This is a genomic window from Marinobacter segnicrescens, assembly GCF_900111555.1.
Taxonomy (GTDB): Bacteria; Pseudomonadota; Gammaproteobacteria; order Pseudomonadales; family Oleiphilaceae; genus Marinobacter; species Marinobacter segnicrescens.
The window spans coordinates 83,304-106,140 of sequence record NZ_FOHZ01000010.1; the positions used below are offsets into that span (position 1 = coordinate 83,304).

Annotated in this window: 21 protein-coding genes; 7 read left to right on the forward strand and 14 right to left on the reverse strand. The window is 59.7% G+C overall.

Annotated elements, in window-relative coordinates; genetic code table 11:
* Positions 1-92 precede the first annotated feature (92 nt).
* Entirely contained in the window at positions 93-2,078 is a 1,986-nt protein-coding gene (locus BM036_RS11515; RefSeq protein WP_091852071.1) for a ribonuclease R family protein, read from the forward strand.
* Between the two features lie 25 nt (positions 2,079-2,103).
* Here BM036_RS11515 and BM036_RS11520 read toward each other — a convergent pair whose 3' ends face one another.
* Entirely contained in the window at positions 2,104-3,027 is a 924-nt protein-coding gene (locus BM036_RS11520; RefSeq protein ID WP_091852074.1) for an acyltransferase, read from the reverse strand.
* Between the two features lie 89 nt (positions 3,028-3,116).
* Here BM036_RS11520 and BM036_RS11525 point away from each other — a divergent pair, with 89 nt between their 5' ends.
* From BM036_RS11525 to tpx, 3 genes are all read left to right on the forward strand, one after another.
* Positions 3,117-4,019, forward strand: coding sequence for a LysR family transcriptional regulator (locus tag BM036_RS11525; protein WP_091852077.1), 903 nt, complete (start codon positions 3,117-3,119; stop codon positions 4,017-4,019).
* Between the two features lie 94 nt (positions 4,020-4,113).
* Positions 4,114-5,331, forward strand: coding sequence for a Bcr/CflA family multidrug efflux MFS transporter (locus BM036_RS11530; protein WP_091852080.1), 1,218 nt, complete (start codon positions 4,114-4,116; stop codon positions 5,329-5,331).
* Between the two features lie 129 nt (positions 5,332-5,460).
* A complete protein-coding gene (tpx, locus tag BM036_RS11535; RefSeq protein ID WP_091852082.1) occupies positions 5,461-5,958 on the forward strand; it encodes a thiol peroxidase in 498 nt (165 codons plus the stop codon).
* 98 nt (positions 5,959-6,056) lie between these two features.
* Here the strand turns inward: tpx and BM036_RS11540 are convergent, their stop codons facing one another.
* On the reverse strand, positions 6,057-7,070 hold the full coding sequence (locus BM036_RS11540) for an NADP-dependent oxidoreductase (RefSeq protein WP_091852084.1): 1,014 nt from the start codon (positions 7,068-7,070) through the stop codon (positions 6,057-6,059).
* Between the two features lie 107 nt (positions 7,071-7,177).
* On the opposite strand from BM036_RS11540, the gene BM036_RS11545 reads away from it, so the two are divergent.
* A complete protein-coding gene (locus BM036_RS11545; RefSeq protein WP_091852087.1) occupies positions 7,178-7,636 on the forward strand; it encodes a MaoC family dehydratase in 459 nt (152 codons plus the stop codon).
* Between the two features lie 97 nt (positions 7,637-7,733).
* On the opposite strand, the gene BM036_RS11550 is transcribed toward BM036_RS11545, so the two are convergent.
* The 12 genes from BM036_RS11550 to budC form a co-directional block, all read right to left on the reverse strand.
* Positions 7,734-8,873, reverse strand: a complete 1,140-nt coding sequence (locus BM036_RS11550) for an ABC transporter substrate-binding protein (protein WP_091852089.1) — start codon at positions 8,871-8,873, stop codon at positions 7,734-7,736.
* A 73-nt stretch (positions 8,874-8,946) separates the two neighbouring features.
* The gene (locus BM036_RS11555; protein ID WP_091852092.1) at positions 8,947-9,654 is read right to left on the reverse strand and encodes an ABC transporter ATP-binding protein; all 708 of its coding nucleotides are present in this window, start codon (positions 9,652-9,654) and stop codon (positions 8,947-8,949) included.
* A complete protein-coding gene (locus BM036_RS11560; RefSeq protein WP_091852095.1) occupies positions 9,641-10,408 on the reverse strand; it encodes an ABC transporter ATP-binding protein in 768 nt (255 codons plus the stop codon). The genes BM036_RS11555 and BM036_RS11560 overlap by 14 nt, the downstream gene beginning before the upstream one ends.
* The gene (locus BM036_RS11565) at positions 10,401-11,435 is read right to left on the reverse strand and encodes a branched-chain amino acid ABC transporter permease (protein ID WP_091852098.1); all 1,035 of its coding nucleotides are present in this window, start codon (positions 11,433-11,435) and stop codon (positions 10,401-10,403) included. The genes BM036_RS11560 and BM036_RS11565 overlap by 8 nt, the downstream gene beginning before the upstream one ends.
* A 2-nt stretch (positions 11,436-11,437) precedes the next feature.
* Positions 11,438-12,301: a branched-chain amino acid ABC transporter permease gene (locus BM036_RS11570; protein ID WP_091852101.1), complete on the reverse strand. Its 864-nt coding sequence runs from the start codon at positions 12,299-12,301 to the stop codon at positions 11,438-11,440.
* A gap of 340 nt (positions 12,302-12,641) precedes the next feature.
* Positions 12,642-14,300 (reverse strand): long-chain fatty acid--CoA ligase, encoded by a 1,659-nt coding sequence (locus BM036_RS11575; RefSeq protein ID WP_091852103.1) that lies wholly within the window; start codon positions 14,298-14,300, stop codon positions 12,642-12,644.
* Between the two features lie 110 nt (positions 14,301-14,410).
* Complete coding sequence (gene surE, locus BM036_RS11580; protein WP_091852106.1) at positions 14,411-15,202, reverse strand: 5'/3'-nucleotidase SurE; 792 nt, start codon at positions 15,200-15,202, stop codon at positions 14,411-14,413.
* Positions 15,199-16,272 (reverse strand): phosphotransferase, encoded by a 1,074-nt coding sequence (locus BM036_RS11585; RefSeq protein ID WP_091852109.1) that lies wholly within the window; start codon positions 16,270-16,272, stop codon positions 15,199-15,201. Before BM036_RS11585 ends, surE begins: the two co-directional genes overlap by 4 nt.
* Before the next feature lie 9 nt (positions 16,273-16,281).
* Positions 16,282-17,049, reverse strand: a complete 768-nt coding sequence (locus BM036_RS11590; protein WP_091852112.1) for an SDR family NAD(P)-dependent oxidoreductase — start codon at positions 17,047-17,049, stop codon at positions 16,282-16,284.
* 13 nt (positions 17,050-17,062) lie between these two features.
* Positions 17,063-18,277 carry an acyl-CoA dehydrogenase family protein gene (locus BM036_RS11595; RefSeq protein ID WP_218144807.1) on the reverse strand — a complete coding sequence of 405 codons (1,215 nt, stop codon included), beginning with the start codon at positions 18,275-18,277 and terminating at the stop codon, positions 17,063-17,065.
* 45 nt (positions 18,278-18,322) lie between these two features.
* On the reverse strand, positions 18,323-18,769 hold the full coding sequence (locus BM036_RS11600; protein WP_091852116.1) for a PaaI family thioesterase: 447 nt from the start codon (positions 18,767-18,769) through the stop codon (positions 18,323-18,325).
* Positions 18,769-19,557 carry a meso-2,3-butanediol dehydrogenase gene (gene budC, locus BM036_RS11605; protein WP_091852119.1) on the reverse strand — a complete coding sequence of 263 codons (789 nt, stop codon included), beginning with the start codon at positions 19,555-19,557 and terminating at the stop codon, positions 18,769-18,771. Before budC ends, BM036_RS11600 begins: the two co-directional genes overlap by 1 nt.
* 236 nt (positions 19,558-19,793) lie before the next feature.
* Between budC and BM036_RS11610 the strand changes: the two genes are divergently transcribed.
* On the forward strand, positions 19,794-21,395 hold the full coding sequence (locus BM036_RS11610; RefSeq protein WP_091852122.1) for a class I adenylate-forming enzyme family protein: 1,602 nt from the start codon (positions 19,794-19,796) through the stop codon (positions 21,393-21,395).
* 163 nt (positions 21,396-21,558) lie between these two features.
* Positions 21,559-22,836 carry an MATE family efflux transporter gene (locus BM036_RS11615; protein ID WP_091852220.1) on the forward strand — a complete coding sequence of 426 codons (1,278 nt, stop codon included), beginning with the start codon at positions 21,559-21,561 and terminating at the stop codon, positions 22,834-22,836.
* Position 22,837: the final 1 nt, after the last annotated feature.

The following is a 22,837-nucleotide window of genomic DNA, read 5'->3' on the forward strand; positions in this document are numbered from 1 at the left end:
GGCACTGAATCTCAACCACAGACCATCTGACTCAGCCAGCCATAACCGGTATACTCCCGCCAACAGTCACTCTTACCAGCCAGGTTTCATTCATGCTTAATGCCGACGCGCTCAACCAGTTGCGCCAGCTCAAAACCGACATCAAGGAACACAAGGTGATCTACCCCGGCACCGTCAAGGCCACCAACGGTCGATTCGGGTTTGTGGCACTGGACGAGGGCCGCGACGTGTTCCTGCCGCCCGAGGAAATGCAGAAAGTCCTGCCCGGCGACCGTATCACCGTCTCCGAAGTGTCCGGTGAAAAGGGCCGGACCCAGGGCATCGTCGAGGAACTGCTGGAAACCAGCCTTGACACCTTCGTGGGCCGCTACCTGGTAAAGGGAAAGGGGCACTTTGTGGCGCCTGAAACCCCCGGCATTGGTCGCTGGATCTTTATTCCGCCCAAAGAGCGTAACGACGCAAAGCCGGATGACTTCATCTACTGCCGTATACTTCGCCACCCCATCAAGGACGGCAAGGGCCAGGCCCAGGTTATCCGGGTGATCGGCAAGGCTGGTGAGCCGGGCATAGAGCGTAACTTTACCCTCGCCAGTTTCGACATGGACGATGCGTTTCCCGAAGCGGTGGAAGAAATGGCAGCCGGACTATCGGAAGATTCCATCACGCCCTTGCGGGAAGGCCGTGAGGACCGCACTGGTCAGCCCTACGTCACCATCGACAGCCCGGGCACCCAGGACATGGACGACGCCCTGCTGGCCGAACCCAACGCGACGGGTTGGCGCCTGTCGGTGGCTATCGCCGACCCCACTGCGCTGATTCCGGAAGGGTCCCCTGCTGACGCCGAAGCCCGTAACCGTGCCACTGCCATCTACTTTCCCGGCGAACCGCGCCCCATGCTGCCGGAAGCCATTAGCACGCGGCTGTGCTCATTGATGCCGGACACCGACCGACTCGCCCTGGTGTGCGACCTTCAGGTGAATAACGACGGCAGCCTTGGCGAGTTCAGTTTCCACCGGGCGGTTATCCGGTCCCGCGGCAAGCTCAGCTATGAGCTGGTCAGCCAGCTGCTTGAAGACCAGCACAACGAGGAAACCGATGCCCTGGCACCGGAGGTCACCAACAACCTGGACCAGCTTCACCAGGCGGCCACGGCACTGCGCAAATGGCGCTCGGACCATGCCCTGCTGAACGGCGACCGACCCGAATTCCGCCTGCGGCTGGACGAGAACCGACGCATCCGTGCCATCGAGCCAGCTGTCCAGAATGAAGCCCACCGGCTGGTGGAAGAATGCATGGTCGCCGCCAACCGCTGTGTCGCAGATTTCCTTGCCCGGCAGGACCACGGGTTGTTTATTGCCCATCCGGGCCTGCGAGACGACCGCGCCGATAACATTCGCACCCTGCTGGAGCGCTATGCACCGGAACTGGCAAGCATCGACCCCGCCACCCCGGAAGGCTTCCGTGAACTGATGGTGCGGACGTCAGACCTCGACGTGGAAGTACCGGTGAGAACCATCATCGCACGCCAGCTGGCACGGGCCGAGATGGTATTCGAGGCAGCACCCCACCAGGGCATGGGGCTGCCTGCCTACACCACGTTTACCTCTCCCTTGCGGCGTTACGTGGATTTCTACGTGCACCGGCTGATCAAGGCAGCCCTTTGGGATGAGCAACACGACCGGCTGGCGGAAGAGGGCCTGAACAGCCTGCAGTCCGCCCAGATGCAGGCGCGCCAGGCATCCAACTCCCTGGAAAGCTGGCTCAAGAGTGATTACGCACGTCAGCTGGATAGCGCCGCCACCTTCACCGGAGTCATCACCCGTACCGTACCTGCCGGTTTTTTCGTGCGGCTGGACAGCAACGGGCTGGAAGGCTTTGTCAGCTGCAAGACCCTGTCAGGCAAGTTCAGCTTTGATCCGGTTACCCTGCGCCTGGAAGCCACCAAGGGTGCCCGGACCTTCCAGCTGGACCAGGCGGTCACTGTAAAGCTGGCAGGTATTGATGAGGAGCGTCGCCAGATCAACCTGGAACTGGTTGCTGACACCGTTGACCAGGCGCCGACTCGCTCTGAAGAGTGACTGATGGCCGGGCCCGGGCAAGGGCTCAGCGGCTGACGCTGGGCTCGCCCTTGCCGGCTTCCGCCAGCATTCGCTCCAGCCGTTGATCCTTTTCCCGCCACAGATTTCCCAACCAGTCCTTGAGCTGACGACGGTATTCGGCGTCTTTGGCGTAGTCCCGGCCCTTGAGGGCGTCCGGAATCGGGTGGGTATGGATTTCCATACGCACCTCGCTGACCCGGCCGCAAACGAAATCCCAGAAACTGGGCGCGCCACCGGGATAGGCAATAGTCACGTCCACCAGGGTTTCCATGGCGTCCCCCATGGCATCCAGCACAAATCCGACGCCTCCGGCCTTGGGCTGCAGCAGGTGCTGATAGCGGGATTTCTGCTTACGGTGCTTCTCGGGCGTAAAGCGGGTGCCCTCGACAAAGTTCATAACGCTGACCGGCGTAAAGCGGAACTTCTCACAGGCCTTGCGGGTGGTCGCCAGATCCTGTCCGCGCTTTTCCGGGTGCTTTAACAGGTACTGGGGGGAATGCCGCTTCATGAAGGGGAAGTCCAGCCCCCACCAGGCGATACCGATCACCGGCACCCAGATCAGCTCCTTCTTCAGGAAGAACTTGAGAAACGGTGCCCGCCGATTGAACACCCACTGCATCGCCAGGATATCCACCCAGCTCTGATGATTGCTCAGCACCAGGTACCAGCTTTCCCGCTCCAGTTCCTCGGCGCCGGTGACGTACCAGCGGGTGCGCTGGGTCAGGCGCATCCAGGCATTGTTACCGGCCACCCAGTTCTCGGCCACCCAGATAATCAGGCGGGTACAGCCGACCCGGAAACCCTTGTGGGGCACGATCAGCTTGAGCAGGGCCGGTATGTAGAGAAAAAGCGCCCAGAACAGGGTATTGAGAATCAACAGGGTGACCGCAATCACGCCAATCAGGGGCTTAGGCAGGAATCCCAGCATCTTGTCGTCCGTTTTCCGGTGTTATAAGGCGTGCATCATAACAATGGAGGCCTCGATTGGGCAGGCCTATAGCGTGCTACACTGCATTCATGAAATCCGTTGATCAATTCCACCTTGATACCCGCTCCCTGGAGGTCTTCCTGGCCGTACTCCGGGCGAACAGTGTCTCCCGGGCGGCAGTGTCCCTGGGTATGAGCCAGTCCGCGGTCAGTCACACCCTTGAGCGGCTACGACAGACCCTCGGCGACCCGCTCTTCGTGAAATCCGGCCGGGGTATTGCACCGACCCGCTATGCCCTCAAAACCGGGCCCCATATCCAGCAAATCCTGGATGAACTGCGCGCCCTGTCCGCCGGTCCCCCATTCGAGCCAGCCTCGGCCGAATTTACCTTCACCATTGCCGCCAACGATTATCAGCGGGACCTGTTACTGCCGCCGTTGATGAAGCAGCTAGCCCTGGAGGCCCCTGGCATCCGGCTGCAGGTGGTCCCTTCAGGTATTCCCGGACCGGAACTGCTGAGGGAGGATGTGTGCGACCTGATCATTACCCCCCACGCACCCGATACCGGTGACATTATCCAGAAAGGGCTGCTCCGGGATCAGATGGTGATTTTCTACGACCCCTCCGTGCAGTCCGCTCCGGCCACCCTGGCGGAGTATCTCCGGGCACGGCATGTGGATGTGCTGTTCGGCACGGGTGAGCGCACCGGGCTTGAGAATGCCCTGCGGGCGCGGGGGCTTAGCCGTAATATCGCCGTTACCGTCTCCAACTTCTCGGGACTGCCGGAATTCCTGCGCGGTACAGACCTGGTGGCTTCCGCCCCGTCCCGCATGCAACACCAGCTGTTGCGGGGCTTTGCCACGGCGCCCCTGCCCTTTGACTACCGGGACGTGCACCTCCTGATGATCTGGCACCAGCGCTACCAGACCGACAGCGGCCATCGCTGGCTGCGTAACCGGTTGGCCGCTGTGGCAAGGGATCTTGGCCATTAATCGATTTCGTGCATGGATTCTATGATCGGGCCGGTCGTTATCTTTGCAGCCACTCGCCGTATAGTGGTGCTCCCATTTAAAGACCGGAATATCCATGCTCGCACTGACCAGTATCTGGACAACCATATTGCTGGCGGCAGCCGTAGCCCTCGGACCGCTGGCCACCGACATGTACCTGCCTGCGCTGCCCGCCATGGGCCAGGCCCTGTCGGCGGGTCCTGACCAGGTACAGCTTACCTTGAGCCTCTATATGGCAGGCTTTGCCGTTGCACAGTTGTTCTGTGGACCGCTTGCCGACCGGTTTGGCCGCAAACCCGTGATGATCGGCGGGCTGTTGCTGTTTTTCCTCGCCAGTATCGGCTGCGCCCTGGCCAGCAACGTGGAAACCCTGATGCTGTTCCGCTTCCTGCAGGCACTCGGGGGCTCGGCCGGCCCCGTTCTTGGCCGGGCGGCTATCCGCGACATCTATACGCCAAGGGAGGCAGCCCGCATCATGGCACTGCTGGCCAGTATCATGGCCCTTGCCCCTGCAGTGGCACCCACCGTTGGCGGTTTCCTGCTGACCGGTTTCGGCTGGCCTTCCATCTTTGTTGCCCTTGGCGTCTATGGACTGGTCGTAGCCGGAATTGTTGCCTTTGGTATCCGTGAACCCATGGCACCGGAAAACCGCCAATCCCTCAAACTGCGGTCCCTGACCAGAAACTACCGGTACATCGGCACTGATCCCAGCTTTATCGGATACACCCTGACCAATGCCTTTGCCTTTGCCGGCCTGTTTGCGTTCCTGTCCGGCTCTTCCTATGTGCTGATCGATTTTCTCGGTGTGAAACCGGAGCATTTCGGGCTCTATTTTGCCTGCGTAGTAGCTGGCTACATTGCCGGCAACCTCCTGGCGATGCAGCTGGGGCGGCGCTGGCTGCCGGATCAAATCCTGGTGCGGGGGTTATTGGTCAGTGTGACCGGGGGGACCGCCATGGCCGGACTGGCAATGGCCGAGGTCTATAACGTCTGGGCGGTGATGATTCCGCAAAGCCTGTTCATGGCCGGCGTGGGCATGACACTGCCCCAGACCATGGCCGGGGCCCTGGCCAACTTTCCCCGTATGGCCGGGTCGGCCTCAGCCCTGTTCGGGTTCGTTCAGATGGCGCTGGCAGCCTGTGTGGGTTCACTGGTGGGCTATCTTTACACCGGCACTTCGCTGGTTATGGCCAGCATCATCGCCATCTGCGCGGTCGCAGCCATGGGCGCCTACCTGCTGTTGGTGCAGCGTTACCCCGCGCCCGGCTTTGAGCCCGCAAAGGCCACCCAATGACGCCCTGACCGACGGTGACTGACCGGAAGCGAAAGGAAGTTTTCCTGCTCGACGGGTCATCCAAAATGCACTAAACAGGTGTATGTTATGGATACTGGAAACAACCAACCCGAAAGTCAGGAGACACCCATGAGCAAAGTCACACTCGACGGCAACCCGCTGGAAGTCAGCGGCACCTTTCCACAGCCCGGCGACACGGCACCGGACTTCACCCTGACCACCGGTGATCTGCAGGACGTAGGTCTGGACAGGTTTGCCGGCAAGCGCAAGATCCTCAACATCATTCCCAGCATAGACACCGGCGTTTGTGCGACTTCAACCCGCAAGTTCAACGAGAAGGCCGGCAACCTGGACAACACGGAAGTACTGGTTGTCTCCGCCGACCTGCCCTTCGCCGCTGGCCGCTTTTGCGGCGCCGAAGGTCTGAAGAACGTGCAGACCCTGTCCACCTTCCGCAACTACAGCTTCCAGCAGGACTACGGGGTTGCCTTACAGACCGGGCCACTGGCCGGCCTTTGTGCCCGCGCCGTTGTGGTACTGGACGAGGACAACAAGGTACTGCACAGTGAGCTGGTCGACGAGATCAAGAACGAACCGGACTACGACGCAGCACTGGCCGTACTCTGATCGGTCCAGGTGATTGCTGGCGGAGAATTCGCTGTCAGCAGCTGTCAAAAAAGGGGCGCCCTTTACGGGTAAGCCCCTTTTGCGTTTAGAGCGGCTATTCAGGACACCTTGATCACCAGCTTGCCGCGATTGCGCCCCTGCAGCAGCCCCTGGAAGGCGTCGAGCGTGTGATCAAAGCCCTCGACCACATCTTCCTGGTATTTCACCTTGCCTTCCCTGAGCCATTGCCCCATATCCCGACGAAAATCCGGCAGCAGTTCGCTATGGTCGGACTGGATAAAGCCGCGGAACATCAGCCGCTTGACCAGGATCTGACCCATAAACGGAATCAGCCGGTCCGGACCTTCCGGCAGCTTCGTCTGGTTGTAGTGGGCAATACGTCCGCAGACCGGGATGCGGGCAAAGTCATTGACCATCTTCATGACCGCATCGAACACCTTGCCACCGACGTTCTCGAAGTATACATCGATGCCATTCGGGCAAGCCGCCTGGAGCTGCTCCTCGAAATCCTCATCCTTGTAGTTCACACAGGCATCAAAGCCATAGTGGTCCACCACGTGCTGACACTTGTCATCGGCGCCGGCGACGCCCACCACACGACAACCCTTCATCTTCGCGATCTGGCCCACGACCTGTCCGACCGCGCCGGATGCCGCCGATACGACCACCGTCTCACCTGCCTTGGGCTGACCAAATTCCCGCAGGCCGACGTAGGCGGTGAAGCCAGGCATGCCGATCACCCCGAGCCAGGCGCTGGGCGGGGCGAGGTCCGGGTCAATACGGTAAAGGATGTCGGGCGTTGCGGCGGAGTGCGTTTGCCAGCCGGTACGGCCGATGACCATGTCCCCGGGCGACAGGTCCGGGTGGTTGCTTTCCAGCACTTCGCTGACCGCCTCCCCGGTCATCACATCACCCAGGGCTACCGGGGTCGCATAGGACGCCGAATCGTTCATTCGACCCCGCATGTACGGATCCAGTGACAGATATCGGGTCTTCAGCAGCACCTCGCCCTCACCGGCGACGGGCATGTCCGCCTCTTCCAGTTTCAGGTGGGTTTCGTCGGGCATGCCGACCGGACGCTGTACCAGCGTGTATTGTTGCTTCTTGGACATATCACACCTCTTTATTCTGGGGGAGTTTTTGTTGTTGCACCGAAAGCCCGGGTCCATGAGAATAGCTTACGAAATTGATTTTCGCGAAACGAAACCAGGAGACAATAATGACAAGTATCGCACTCGAAGATCTGCCGAACCACAAGGGCAAGGTTGTGGGCCAGAGCACCTGGAAGAACGTCAGCCAGGAGATGATCCAGGCCTTTGCCGACGCCACCGGCGACCACCAGTGGATCCACGTGGACGTGGAGCGGGCAAAGAAAGAAGCGCCCTGGGGTGCCCCGGTCGCTCACGGCTTCCTGACCCTGTCACTGATTCCTCAGCTCAACCAGCAGGCCATGACCGTGACAGGTCCTGCCGCAACCATCAACTATGGTATGAACAAGGTACGCCTGCCTGCCGCGGTCAAATCCGGCTCGGATATCCGCTCTACGGTTGAACTGGTTGATATCCAGGACGTGGATGAGAAGCGGGTTCTGGCGACTTACAAAACGGTGATCGAGATCAAGGGCGAGGACAAGCCCGCCGTCGTGGCCGAGAACCTGGCCATGTACGTCAAGCCGTAAACCCGGTCCGTGATCCGGTGACTGGCTGGGCGGTCACCGGGCATGAAAAAGGGGGCCGAGGCCCCCTTTCTTATTCAGTGGTGTCTGTCCGGACGGATCAGAACTCCTCTTCGACGATCTTGCCGTCCTTGACGACAGCCATGGTCGGCGCGGTGATAAAGCCACCCTTCTCGTCAACGCCTTCCACTACATACGGGTTCTTGCTGTCCTCGAGGTTGGCAATGGCATCCCCAAGGGCCGCCCGGATGGTTTCCGGATCGGTGCTTTCTGTCTTGTCCATCGCAGCAACCAGGCCGTGCAGAGCGCCGTAGTTGAAGGCCGCTTCAGAGCCCGGAGTCTTGCCGTAGATCTCTTCATAACGCTCGATGAAGGACTGGGCAGCCTCAGTCTCGTACACGGTCAGCGGAACCACACCGACGGTGTCTTCCAACAGCTCATAGCCGCCGACCACGTTGGCGGCTTCGTCGATCTTGGCCTGGTCCATCATGATGAAGGCACCTTCGTAGCCCAGCTGACGTGCCTGCTGCATGACCAGACCGGTCGGCTCAGAAGCACCACCAACGAACATGACGTCCGGGTTCTCGGAGATCAGACGACTAACGCCGGTGAAGAAGTCCGCAGACTTGTTGTAGTCCATCGGATTCTGGGCAACGATTTCGCCACCCTTGGCAGTCCAGGCCTTCTCAACCATGGACGCCCAGATCTTGGCGTACTCGTGGGTTGCACCACCCATGGCCAGCTTGGTACCCCAGTTCTCCAGGGCGTAGTCAGTGAATGCCTTCACGTAGCCATCAAACGTCGGCGGGATCCGTATGGTCAGCGGGTTACCCTGCTCGGTGATGGTAGGAACACTGGTATAGGCCATCACGATGAAGTCGTCTTCTACGTTGAAGTCCATCAGTGCGAAGATGCCCCCGGAGTGGGGAATGAAGATGGCCGGAACATTGGATTCCTGCTTCAGGCGCTTGGCATTGGTGGCTGCCTGAGCCGGGGAATACTGATCGTCCAGGGCGATGATATTAATGGTGGTCTTCTCGCCATTCAGGTCGAAACCGCCTGCTTCATTGATTTCGTCAGCGGCCATGCGCAGGCCCGACAGAACGTTTTCGCCGTACAGTGCGGCGCCGCCGGAAAGCGGGCCAGAGAAGCCGATGTTGACCTCGGCCGCCATGGCGGAGCTCATACCCATTGTGGTTGCTACAGCAACTGCCAGTCCAAGTTTCTTCGCTGTTTTCATTGTTTTCTCCTGGTTTTATTTCGCCTTTTCACAGGCGCTTGTCAGGTATATTTACAAGCGAGCCGGGGCCGTATCAGGCCCCGATGTATGCTTTGCGCACTTCCTCGTTACCCAGCATCGTTTCACGGTCGCCGTCCATAACGAGCTGGCCGTTCTCCATAACGTATGCGTGTGTGGCAATTTTAAGTGCCGCAAAGGCATTCTGTTCAGCCAGCAGCACCGTGGTGCCGAGGCTGTTGATCTGTTGGATGGTCTCGAACATCTGCTTGACCACCAGGGGCGCCAGGCCCAGCGACGGCTCATCCAGCATAAGGAGGCGCGGACGGCTCATCATGGCACGACCAATCGCCACCATTTGCTGCTGACCACCGGACAGGGAACCAGCCGGCTGATGGGCCTTTTCCTCAAGGATGGGGAACAGCTCCAGCACCTCATTCAGGCGCTTGCGATTGCCTTCCTTGTCCTTGCGGTGGACATAGGCTCCCAGCATCAGGTTGTCGTGGACACTCATCTGCGGAAACAGTTGACGGCCTTCCGCACACTGGACCACACCGGCAGAAACCACGGCACTGGGCCTCATGCCGTTGAGAATCTTGTCCTCGAACTCGATATTGCCGGCCGAAGGCTTGATCAGACCACTGATGGCGTTGAAAAGTGTGGACTTGCCCGCACCGTTGGCACCCAGCAATACCACCAGGCCACCGGTATCGACGGTCATGTTGATGTTGTTGAGAGCCTTGAAGCTACCGTAGTGGACGTCAACGTTTTTAAGCTGCAGCATCGTGATCACTCCCCAGGTACGCTTCAATGACCACCGGATTATTCTTCACTTCTTCCGGCGTGCCTTCGGCAATCTTCTCGCCGTGGTCCAGCACCATAATCTTGTCGGCGATGCCCATGATCATGTCCATCTTGTGCTCAATAAGACACACCGTCAGGCCATTTTTTACCATCTTTTTCATCAGCTCAGCCAAGCCCTCGGTTTCTTCCGGGTTAACCCCGGCGGCCGGCTCATCCAGCAGGACGATCTTGGGATCCGTGGCCAGCGCGAGGGCAAAGGCCACACGCTTTCGCTCTTCCTGGGTACAGTCCGCGATATAGCGGTTTTCTGCATGGGTCAGGCCGACGAAATCCAGTGCTTCACGGGCCTTTTCGCGGGCCGCTTTCTCTTCCGCCTGCAGGCGTTTGGAGTTGATCAGCACGTCCCAGAGTCCTGAGTGGGTACGCAGACGGTGACCAACAATCAGGTTGTCCAGCACCGTCGCCGTCTCGAACAGGTTGGTGGTCTGGAAGGTCCGGCCAACCCCCAGCCTGGCCACATGGTCACACCGCATGGTGGTGACGTCTGTGCCATCCAGCAGGATTCTGCCGGATGTGGGCTGGTGAACGCCGGAAATCAGGTTGAAAAAGGTACTCTTGCCGGCCCCGTTGGGGCCGATAATGGCATTGATCTGGTTGGCGCCAAACTCCACGGATACATCGTTAACCGCAGCCAGGCCACCAAACATCTTGGTCAGGTGTTCTACCTTAAGCATTGTTCTCTACCTCCCGGGCGGTGTTGACCTTGCTTTCTTGCTGCACTTTTTTGGGGCCCAGGCCGAGGGCCTGTGCCTTGCGGTGCATCCAGGTCAGGAAGGAGCCGGAAACGCCCAGCGGGAAGAAGATCACCAGGATCACCAGCAGCGGACCGAAGATGATCATGCGGTACTCTTCCAGGAACTGCAGCGACTGGGTGATCCAGACAATGCCCAGAGTACCGATCAGCGGACCGAACAGGGTGCCAATACCGCCAACCAGCAGGTAGGTAATCATGTTGAAGGTGTGCAGGATGTTGCCATCCTCCGGACCCACAAAGCGGATCATGCCTGCGTACAGCGCACCGGCCAGGCCTGCGTAGGTGGTGGAGATCACGAACGCCAGGATCTTGTTCTTCATCAGGTTGATGCCCAGGGACTCGGCCAGGTCATCACCGTTACGGATGGCGATGAAGGTACGGCCCAACAGGGACTTCTGTATACGGCTGGTGAACCAGATAATGAACACCAGGAAGAACAGGATCAGGTAGTAAACGGGTATCGTTTCCCGGAAGTTCACCAGGCCGAAGCCGTCGGGCGCGGCGATGCCACGAACACCGATGGCGCCGTGGGTCAGCTCTTCCCACTTGTCCAGCAGCAGGTAGATGATAAAGCCGACGCACAGGGTGAAGATGGCAAAGTAATGCTCCTTCAGGCGCAGCGACACTGCACCCACGAGGAAACCGAGAACAGCGGTGATCACCAGGGCACCGATAAAGGCCGGCCAGAAGTTCCAGCCATAGTCAGCGGTAAGCAGCGCCACGGCGTAGGCGCCAATGGCGAAGAAGCCACCATGGGCCAGGTTGAGCTGACCACAGTAACCGGTAATCACGTTGAAACCGTAAACAGCAATGGCCCAGATAAAGGCCGTAGCCATTACATAGACCTGGTATTCGTTGGCGGCCAGTGCCGGGAAAAGCAGGGCCAGGGCCAGCAGCGCGTACTTGCTGGCCGGGTGCATGATAAGGGCTCCGAGTTTAAACATCATGATCAGTGCGCCCCCTTGGCAAACAGACCTTGTGGACGGATGGACAGGATTACCACCAGCAGGGCGAAGGCGATAATGTCCTTGTAGGCGTCAGAAATGTAGTAACCACCAAAGGCTTCCGCGAAACCAATGATCATGCCTCCAACAATGGCGCCGGGGATGCTGCCCATGCCACCGAGGATGATGATCACGAACGCCTTCATAATGACCAGGTGGCCCATGGCGGGGTAAACCAGGTTCATCGGCGCATACAGGGTGGCGGCTACAGCGGCCAGGATGCCGGAAATGGCAAAGGTCATCATCGCGACCCGGTTGGCGTCGATGCCTACCAGGAAAGCACCCTCTCGATTCTGGGCCATGGCAATGATGGTGGCACCCACCATGGTCTTGCGCAGGAACAGGTTGAGGGCAACGACGAGGACGACGGTGGAGGCAATGATCAGAATGCCCTGCTCACGCAGGAAAACGCCGTCCAGGTTCACCACACCGCCGAAAGGCGTGGACATCCGGCGGAAATCGGAGCCCCAGAACATGTGCACCACGGCCTCCAGGAACAGGAGGATACCGATGGCGGCGATCTTGTCGTGTATTGGCGGTGCATTTCTCAGGGGATGGAAAACCAGGCGCTCACAGATGATGCCCAGCACGGCTACCACTACGGCCGACCCGGCCATGGCAACCCAGTAGTGGACACCCATGTCCACCATAAAGAAGTACGACATGAACGCGCCTACCATGTAGAGCGCACCATGTGCAAAGTTCGGGATGTGGAGTATCCCGTAAACAAGGGTCAGACCGAGCGCTACGAGACCGTAGATACTGCCCAGGGTCAACCCGTTGAAAACCTGTTGGAGAAATATAGTCAAACCGGCCCCTCCCGTGGCGACGTTGTTTTTGTAGAGTTGCCGTTACCGCAACACTGTCATTGATTTTATTGGGTTTACGTTTTCTGGATTGTTTTTACTTTTCGTTGCAATTCAGACGTATCGGAAAAATGCCTCACGCCGATGCACAAGAGTACACTGCGAGCATGCACTGTCAATAGACAGAATGTGATTTCGCTATGCGAACCTTATTGTTAATTTTAATGGTGAAAATGAAATTCAGGAAGGTCCTCCAATGGCCGTCATAATAGGCCGGGAGGCAGTGGCAGGTCAGGCACCCCACTGGCCAGGATGGCCAGTGGGGCAGTCAGTCAGAACAGGTTTACTTCTTCCATTCCTCTTCTTGCAAAGCACGCCACATCAGCTTCCCGGTGGGGGACTTGGGCAGCTCACTGACGAACTGGACCTCGGAGGGCACCTTGTAGGCGGCCATCTGTTCCCGGCACCAGGCGATGATGTCTTCCTCGGTGGTTGACCCTTCGGCCTCCGGGGTCAGTACCACGACAGCCTTGACGGTTTCGCCTCGCTTTTCGTGGGGCGCGGAGATGATGCACACCTCATGGATGGAGGGATGCTGGTACATCATGCTCTCCACTTCCGAAGGCCATACCTTGAAGCCGGACGCATTGATCATCCGCTTGACCCGGTCAACCATGAAGAAGTAGCCGTCTTCATCGTAATAGGCCAGGTCACCGGTGCGGAAAAACTTCTTGCCATCGATTTCCACAAACGCCGCCTCGGTTTCCGCCGGGCGGTTCCAGTAACCCACGGTCACCTGATACCCATTGGAGACAATCTCGCCCACTTCGCCAGGGCCCTTCTCTTCCAGGGTATCCACATCAATGATGCGGGAATCCACGTCAAACACCGGAATACCCAGGCACTGGGCCTTCGGTGCGTTGGGCGGATTGATGTGCGTTGCTGCCATAGTTTCGGACAGGCCATAGCCCTCGATGTAATCCAGGCCGGTGAGGTCCTTGAGTTTCTTCGCCACTGCCTGGGGCATGGCGGCACCGCCACCACCAATGGTGACCAGGGAACTGATGTCGTACTTGCCCAGGTCCGGGTTGGACAGGAAGTCCACCGCCATGGTGACGATGTTGGTCCAGCCAGTCACCTTGTAACGCTCGATCAGTGTGCCGGCCACATTCCGGTCCCAGCGGGTCATGATGACCATGGTGGCGCCGGAGAAGATGGGACTGTTCATGGAACCGGTCATGCCGGTCACATGGAAGAACGGCAGGGTACACAGCTGGACGGAGTCGGACGTGGTAATGTTCCAGAATGACCGCTGTACCGCCGTCGCCATAGGGCCCCGGTGCACGTGCATGCAGCCCTTGGGCTGACCGGTGGTGCCGGAGCTGTACGGGATCACCGCCAGGTCGTCCGGCCCTGCGGTGTGCTCGCCGGGCTTATCACCGGAGTTCAGGGCATTTTCCCAGGAGATCAGGCCGGGAGCGTTCAGCACGCGGGGTTCCGCCGACACTTCCGCCGGCAGGTTCAGGTCGGTGGGCTGGCGCACATAGCTGCTGTAGGCCGCCACTACCACACGCTCCAGGTAGGTGTTACCTACCAGCGGGGCGATAAATTCTGCCAGCTCCATTCCGGCCAGGCAGATGGTTGCCTGGGTATCGGAGACATAGTGTTCCAGCTCAGCAGCGCGGTTCATGGGGTTGACCGGAATCACCGCCGCATCGGCTCGCAGGATAGCGTAGTAGCCGATCACATACTGGGGGGAGTTCTGCATGTACAGGAGCACCCGGTCGCCCTTCTTGACGCCGTTCTTCTGCAGCCATCCGGCCAGCGCCTCTACTTCGTCCAGCAGTTCACGATAGGTGATCCTGGTATCGTAGTAGATGATAGCGGTGTGGTCCGGGTACCGCAGGGCCGAGATTTCCAGGTTGGTAAACAGGCTGGTCTGCGGCAGGGTCATGGTCTTGGGCAATTCTCTCGGCCAGACCTTGTGGTGTCGTGTAAACATTCAGTAGTCTCCGGTTATCTAGCTTGCAGACGGCAACCGCCCCGGGCCGAACCAGCGATAGCCGGGCCATGCCCGGATATTACCAACTGATTCCGCCCGGAGCGGCTCTGTCAGGTCTTTCGTAGCGCGATGGATGCCCCGTCGCCAGGCATCCTGTGCTCTCCCCGCAAGGGTGAGGCCGCCACACCACGGCGGCGCAGAACGGCCACATCGGAATCGTCCGGTACCTGGTGTTCAGTGTTCCGGTCAAAACCCAGCCACCAGTAGGACAACCCACGACTGTCCTGCCCCGGCAGCAGTTGCGGCCGGGCAATGGAACCGGCGGACTGGGAAGCGTATTCCATGGTGGTGATGTCACTGGCCGCACACGCCGGGAAGTTCACATTCCAGCAGCACTTGTCATCCTTGGCAGAGGGCCATAGCGCCCGGATGGCCGCCTCACCCAGTTCGGTCACCGGCGCCCAGTCAATCTGCTCCCGGTTTACAAAGGACTGACTCAACGCGATGGCCGGTATACCCAGGTGCTCGGCACTGAGTACCGCCCCCACGGTGCCGGAGTATTGCACGGAATCACCAATGTTGGCACCGGCGTTGATGCCCGAGAGCACCAGGTCCGGTGGCGTTTCACCAAACCATTCGGCCAGGGCGTAGAGCACACAGTCTGCCGGCGTACCGGACACCGCGAAGTGCCGCTCACCATGCTGGTAAACCCTCAGGGGATCATGCAGGGAGATGCTCTGTCCGGCGCCACTGCGGTCGTGCTCCGGTGCCACGATCCAGACTTCTTCCGCCAACCGGTTGGCAATATCCACCAGGATCTTCAGACCAGGGGCCGCAACGCCGTCGTCATTGGTGATGAGTATGCGGCGAACCATGGGGTCCGCCGCTGCCTGGTCGCTCATAAGCCTGCGCCCTTGCTACCCTTCTGGGCAACGGCCCAGCCGGCGTCTGCCAGGATATGGGCACGCTTGCCCACTTCCAGCGCGTCAGCACTACTGGCGTTGCCTGCGAGGGCCCGGGCGTAGACGCCCTGGACGATGGCCGCCAGCCGGAACAGCGAGAACGACACGAATACGTGCCAGTCGTCGATGCCGTCACGGCCGGTCGCCTTGCAATAGCGCTCAATGGTCTCCTGCTCGTTGGGAATCCCAAGTTCGACCAGGTCCTCCCCCACTACGCCACGCATACCTTCAAAGCTGGAACTCAGATGGTAGTGCAGGCAGTAGTAAGCCAGGTCCGCCAGCGGATGGCCAAGGGTGGACAACTCCCAGTCGAGGATGGCGATGACTTCCGGCTTGTTCGGGTGCAGCATCAGGTTACCCAGGCGGTAGTCACCATGGGCAATGGCGCTTTCGTCCTTCGCCGGCAGGTTCTCCGGTAGCCACTTCATCAGCTTGTCCATGGACGGCATGTCGTCGGTCTTTGACGCGTCATACTGTTTGGACCAGCGAGCGACCTGGCGGGCCACGTAGCCTTCCGGGCGACCAAAGTCACCCAGGCCGACCTTGTTCACATCGACCGAATGCATCTTCGCCATAGTGTCTATGGCAGCGTAGTGCACCGGTCGGCGCTCAGCCTTGTCAAGCTCCGGCAAGGCTGGATGGCTGAGCACCCGACCTTCCATGAAGTCCATGACATAGAACGGCGTGCCGATCAGGTCGCTGTCTTCACACAGCACCCGGGCTTTGGGCACAGGTACATCAGTATTGTCAGACAGGGCCCGGATCACCTTGTATTCCCGCTCCACCATGTGCGCGGAGGGGAGGGTTTTCCCGGGCGGTTTCTTGCGCAGAACATAGCGCTTGCCTCCCGACGTCAGCAGAAAGGTAGGGTTGGACTGCCCACCCTGGAACTGCTTGACCTCAAGGTCGCCACCGAATTCGGGAATCTCCTTTTGCAGCCACTTCAGCAGGGCTGCCTCATCAAACCGGTGGGCGTCGAGGACGTCCACCAGGTTGGGTCCAGTACTCATAAGAGAACCTCAGCAAATGGTTTCGCCGCCATCCGCCACAATCACCTGACCGGTGATATAGGCGCTGGCCTTGGTGGACAGGAACACCGCCAGCCCGGCAATATCAACCGGGTCGCCGATACGGCGCAGGGGTGTCTTTTCCTCGGCGCGTTTAACGCGAACCGGGTCTTCCCACAGGGCCTTGGCGAAATCGGTCTTGATCAGCCCCGGCGCGATGCTGTTGATGCGGATGCCCTTCGGACCCCACTCCACCGCCAGGTTACGGGCCAGGGCCGCTTCCGCGGCCTTGGACACACCGTAGGTTCCGATGGTGGTATTGCCACGGATGCCGGCGATGGAGGACAGCAGAACCACTGCCCCCTCACCACGCTCAGCCATGCCCGGCAGCACCATGTTGGTGAGCCAGAAGGTGCCCTTGACGTTGGTGTCCATGATCTTGTCCCAGGCCTCGTCAGTCATTTCCGACGTGGGGCCGTAGACCGGGTTGGTGGCAGCGTTGCACACCAGTACGTCGATCTTGCCCCAGGCTTCCAGGGTCTTGTCCACCAGGTTCTGCAGGTCATCCTTCTTGCCCACGTGGCAAGGAATGGCAATGGCCTCAAAGCCCTGGGCCTTGAGCTCACCGGCCACGTGCTCACAGGCATCGGCCTTGCGGCTGGAGATCACCACCTTCGCACCGAGCCGGGCCATCTCTTCAGCGATGGACCGGCCGATACCCTTGGTGGACCCTGTAATCAGGGCCACCTTGCCGGTCATATCAAACAGAGGGTTTGTCATGACAGCTCCGGGATTAATGGGTGCGCGGGTAGTTCTTCAGTTCCATCTTGGCGATGGAATCCAGGTGCACCTCGTCCGGACCGTCCGCCAGGCGCAGGGTACGTACACTGGCCCAGGCTGCGGCCAGGAAGGTGTCCTGGCTGACGCCGGCACCACCGTGAACCTGGATGGCACGATCCAGAACCTGCAGGGCCATGTTCGGCGCGATCACCTTGATCATGGCGATTTCCTGACGGGCAACCTTGTTACCTACGGTATCCATCATGTGAGCGGCCTTCAGGGTCATCAGGCGGGCCTGCTCGATTTCCAGGCGTGAACGGGCGATGTCCTTGCGGATGGAGTCGAATTCCACCAGCGGGCGACCAAAGGCTTCACGGGCGTTGGCGCGTTCACACATCAGTTCCAGGGCGCGCTCGGCAACACCAATAGTACGCATGCAGTGGTGGATACGGCCTGGCCCAAGGCGACCCTGGGCAATTTCAAAGCCGCGACCTTCACCCAGCAGGATGTTGGAAACCGGCACACGTACGTTGTTGTAGTGAACCTCGGCGTGGCCGTGGGGCGCGTGGTCATAGCCAAACACGTGCAGGGCACGAACGATTTCCACGCCCGGCGCATCCAGCGGAACCAGGATCATGGACTGCTGCTTGTGCTTCTCAGCGGTCGGGTCGGTCTTGCCCATGACAATGGCGATCTTGGTGGTGGTAGTCATGGCACCGGAAGACCACCATTTCTTGCCGTTGATGACGTACTCGTCGCCTTCGCGGCGGATTTCAGTACCAATGTTGGTGGCATCGGAAGACGCAACATTCGGCTCGGTCATGGAGAAGCAGGAACGGATCTCGCCTTCCAGCAGCGGCTTCAGCCACTTCTCTTTCTGCTCTTCGTTACCATAGCGCTCGATGGTCTCCATGTTGCCGGTGTCCGGGGCGGAGCAGTTGAACACTTCCGGTGCCATGTGAGAGCGACCCATGACTTCGCACAGGTGGGCGTACTCCAGGTTGGTCAGGCCCGCGCCACGCTCGCTTTCCGGCAGGAACAGGTTCCACAGGCCGGCGCTCTTGGCCTTGGCCTTCAGTTCTTCCATGATCGGAGTCGGAGCCCAGCGATTCTCTGCCTGTTCTACCTGCTCGTGATGCTTGTGCTCGTTCGGGTACACATAGGCATCCATGAATTCGTTGAGTTCATTAAGCAGCTTCTTGGCTCTGTCAGACGGTTCGTACAACATCGTTGTGCCTCTCTATTATTTATTTGATGGAGGAGGGGTGCGCGTTCAGATAGGAACGCCCTCAGGTTTTTCACTACCGGATCGGATTCGGAAAGTACCCTCGGCAATGGCAAGCAGGTTGCCCTTGTCATCGCGAACTTCACCGGTGCTGTTGAAAATTCGGGTACCGCCGGCGCGCTTGATTCCAGTGACGGTAATAGTGCCAGCGGAACACTGGCCGGTAAACGTGGTTGTCAGGGTCAGGGTGATCGCCTTGCGCATCCGACCCGGAAAAGGACAGTAGGTACCAGCTTCGGCCAGTACAATATCCAGCAGTGACGTGAGCACACCACCGTGGATCACGCCCCCCAGGTTGAGATGCTCCGGCTTGAGGTCCAGGGCGATCACAGCCTTGTCTTCCTCCCAGGAAACCTGACGGTATCCCAGCATATTGTGAAAGCCGGGCAGATCCTTGCCACCGGTGATGTGGAGGTTCTGTGTTGCTTCGCTCATTACACTTTCATTCCGGGCATGTTCAGGGACGCGGTGTTGCCGCCATCGACGGGCAGGGCCTGTCCGGTGATGTAACTGGCATCGTCCGACGCCAGGAAGCAGATAGCCGCCGCCAATTCTTCCGGTCGGCCATACCGGCGCAACTCACAGCGGGAGCCGAGCTTGTGCTCTTTCTCGTTGGCACGGGCGTAGTCGAACACCGCCTTGGTCATACCAGTTTCCACCAGCCCCGGGCAAACCGCATTGACCCGCACATTATAGCCACCCAGGTCACAGGCCGCAGTCTGGGTCAGATTGATAACGCCGGCCTTGGAGGCGCTATAGGGGTTGCCACCAGCGCCGGAACGAATACCGGCTACCGACGCGGTATTTACGATCGCACCCTGCTGACGCTCCTGCATATGGGGCGCCACGTGCTTGATCATCAGCATGGCGCCGATCAGGTTCACCCCCAGGATCTTCTCCCAGTCGGCTTTTTCGTTCTCGGTAACCGGGGGATAACTACCGCCCGAGATGCCGGCGTTGTTCACAAGGATATCGATCTGGCCGAACTGTTCCTTGACTTCCGATACCAGTGCCTTGACCGCGTCTTCATCGGATACATCCAGCTTTCGTTCGACGTGGACAGCTTCGGAGGGCAAGAGTGAGGCGGTCTCCAGCAGACCCTCTTCGGACCAGTCCGCCAGGACTACGCGGGCGCCTTCGCTCGCGAGTCTCAGGGCAGTGGCGCGGCCGATACCACTGCCGGCACCGGTGACAATGGCGACTCGCCCAGTGAAACGCGTCATAGTCTGTGCTCCTTTAACCTTGCCTTGCTTTTATGATTGTAAATTCGGATGCTTAATCGCCTGATTCGGAACATAATTCCGACAGAACTGCTTGAAAAACAAACCATAATAATTGATTAGCGTGCTTTTCAAAAGCTTGAACAGGGCGTTTAATTTGTCACGCCTTCCAGTTTTGAGTCAATATATTCGGAAATAAATTTCACTAGTCAAAACACAACAACCACAGAGGCCCCCAAATGAGACAAACCGTTGCAGCGATGCCGAACTACGCTCCAGCGCTGGACCACGAAACCATGGACCCCATCGGTCACCATATCCAGGGTTTCGCCCGCTCGCAGGGAGAAAAGAGGGCGCTCACCGACGAAAAAGGCACCCTCACCTGGGACCAGATGATCAGCCGTTCCAACCGTATTGCCAACCGCTTGCGGGCCGACGGCTTGCAAACCGGGGACACGGTCGCAGGCCTGTCGGAAAACAGCAACGACTATATGTGCCTGTACCTCGGCACCCTGATTGCCGGGGGCTGCATGGTGCCTCTCTCCGGCATGGCCAGCGGTGAAGCCCTGGCGTTGATGGTGGAAGACTGCGACACCCGCTTCCTCTTTGTATCAGAGAAAAACCTCCCGCTGTTCAACGAAATCCGCGACCAGCTCAAGCGGGTCCAGCCAGCCCAGCGCATCGGACTTGGTACCAGTGACGTCGACAGTGGCCAGGACCTGGACACCTGGCTGGGTGACACCGGCGACGAAGCCCAGCCGGCAGAAGTCACCATGGACGACCCCTTCAATATTATCTACAGCTCGGGCACCACCGGAACTCCCAAAGGTATACTGCACGATTACCGGTTCCGCCAGCGTCAACTGATCCGTCTGGCCAACTTCGGCCTGGACGGTGACGCCATCAACCTTGTGTCCACACCACTGTATTCCAACACCACCCTGGTGTCGGCGCTGCCTACCCTGTACCACGGAGGCACCCTGGTGCTGATGGGCAAGTTCAATGCCCACCGCTTCCTGGAACTGGCGGAAGAGCACCGGGTAACCCACGCCATGCTGGTTCCGGTACAGTACAGCCGTATCATGGCGGAACCGGACTTTGACCAGTTCGACCTGTCCAGTTTCAAACTCAAACTGTGTACCAGCGCGCCGCTGCGCTCAAACGTCATTGCTGAAGCCATGAAACGCTGGCCGGGCAATATCCGCGAGGTCTATGGCCTCACCGAAGGGGGCATTTCCACCACCCTGGACTGCGCCGCCAACCCCACCAAGTGGGATTCCGTCGGTGTGCCTACCGAAGGGGCAGAAATCCGCATCATCGATGACAACGGCAAGGAGCTACCCCAGGGCGAAATCGGCGAGATCGTCGGCCGCGCCATCTCCATGATGCGGGGCTATTACCACCGGGAACAGCAGACCAAGGACATGCTCTGGACCAGCCCGGAGGGGCTTACCTTCTACCGCAGCGGCGACATGGGGCGGATGGACGAGGATGGCTTCCTTTATATCCTCGATCGCCGCAAGGACATGATCATCTCCGGTGGCTTCAATATCTATGCGGTGGACCTGGAGAAGGTCCTGCTGGAGCACCCCGCCGTTGCGGACGTAGCCGTGATCGGCATTCCCAGCGAACACTGGGGCGAGACGCCACTGGGCCTGGTGGTCCGCAGGCCAGGCTCGTCGGCCACCGAGGAAGACATCCTTGGCTTTGCCAATAACAAGCTGGGCAAGACCCAACGCCTGGCCGGGGTCGAGTTCCGGGATGATCTGCCGCGCTCCACCATCGGCAAGGTGCTCAAGCGGGAACTGCGTGAGCCCTACTGGGCTGACCAGAAGAAATAACCATTTAGTCCACGCAACCCCGAAGAGGCGACCACCCGGTCGCCTCTTTTATTGCTGCCAGGATAAAGCTGCTAGACTCCCGTCTCCCCCACCAGCCGGAGCTGTACCTGCACCCGTGAACGCCACCGACCCACAGGCCAGCCTGCCCCGCCAGCTCTATACCATGACCTGGCCGATGCTGTTCGGCGTGTTGTCCTTGATGACCTTCCAGCTGGCGGACAGCATCTTTATCGGTCAACTGGGCCGTGACCCGCTGGCGGCACTGGGCTTTACGGTGCCCATGCAACAGCTGATCACCGGGCTGCAAGTGGGGCTTGGCATTGCCACGACAGCGATCATTTCCCGCACCCTGGGAGCCGGGGATGAACAGCGGGCCTTCCGGCTCGCCGGCCTGGTGGTCACAACGGGCGCCGTGCTGGTATTCATGCTGGCCCTGGCCATGTGGCTGTTGCGGGACACCATCATGACCCTGCTGGGGGCGGAGCAATCCCTGCTGCCGATGATCCGCCTGTACTGGATGCCCTGGCTGGTCGCGGCCTGGACCGGGGCGGTGCTCTATTTTGGCTACAGCATCTGCCGGTCCCACGGGGATACCAAACTACCCGGCCTGATGATGATGGTAGCCAGCCTGCTCAACATCGCCCTGGACCCGCTCTACATCTTTGTATTCGGTTGGGGCTTGCCGGGGGCCCCGCTGGCAACCATCACCTCCTTCGGGGTTGGCTGCCTGGTCATCTACCCGGCCCTGCTGAAGCGGGGCTGGCTGAGTTTTGACCTCGGCACGCTGAAACTGGGCCAGTCCCTCAAGCAACTGGGCAGCATCATGGCGCCCGCCATGGTCAGCCAGCTGATGCCTCCGCTGTCCGCCATGCTGGCCACGGCGCTGGTAGCCGGATTTGGCTCCGCAGCTGTCGCTGCCTGGGGTCTGGGCACCCGGCTGGAATTCTTCTCTATCGTAGTGGTGCTGGCACTGACCATGTCCATGCCACCCATGGTGGGACGCCTGCTGGGTCAGGGAGATATCGGCACCATTCGCAAACTGGTGCGGCTTGCTGTGAGGTTCGTGGTTGTCTGGCAGCTTGGCATCGCCCTGGTGTGGCTGGCCGCATCGGGGCTGATATCAGAGCTGTTCACGTCCGACCGCGAAGTCAGCCGAGTGCTGGGGGACTATCTGTTGCGGGTCCCGCTCAGTTACAGCGGGCTTGGGGTCTGTATGCTGATGGTCTCGGTTAACAACGCCCTGGGGCTACCCATGCGGGCGCTACTGATTTCCACCCTGCGCCTGTTCGCCTGTTACCTGCCCATGCTCTGGCTCGGCGGCCAGTTCGGCGGTCTGCCGGGGCTGATGAGCGGCGCCCTGGTCGGCAACCTGATGGCCGGTACCATGGCCTACCTGCTTTACCGGCAGGGCATCGCCCATCTCAGGCAGTCCCGGACATAGC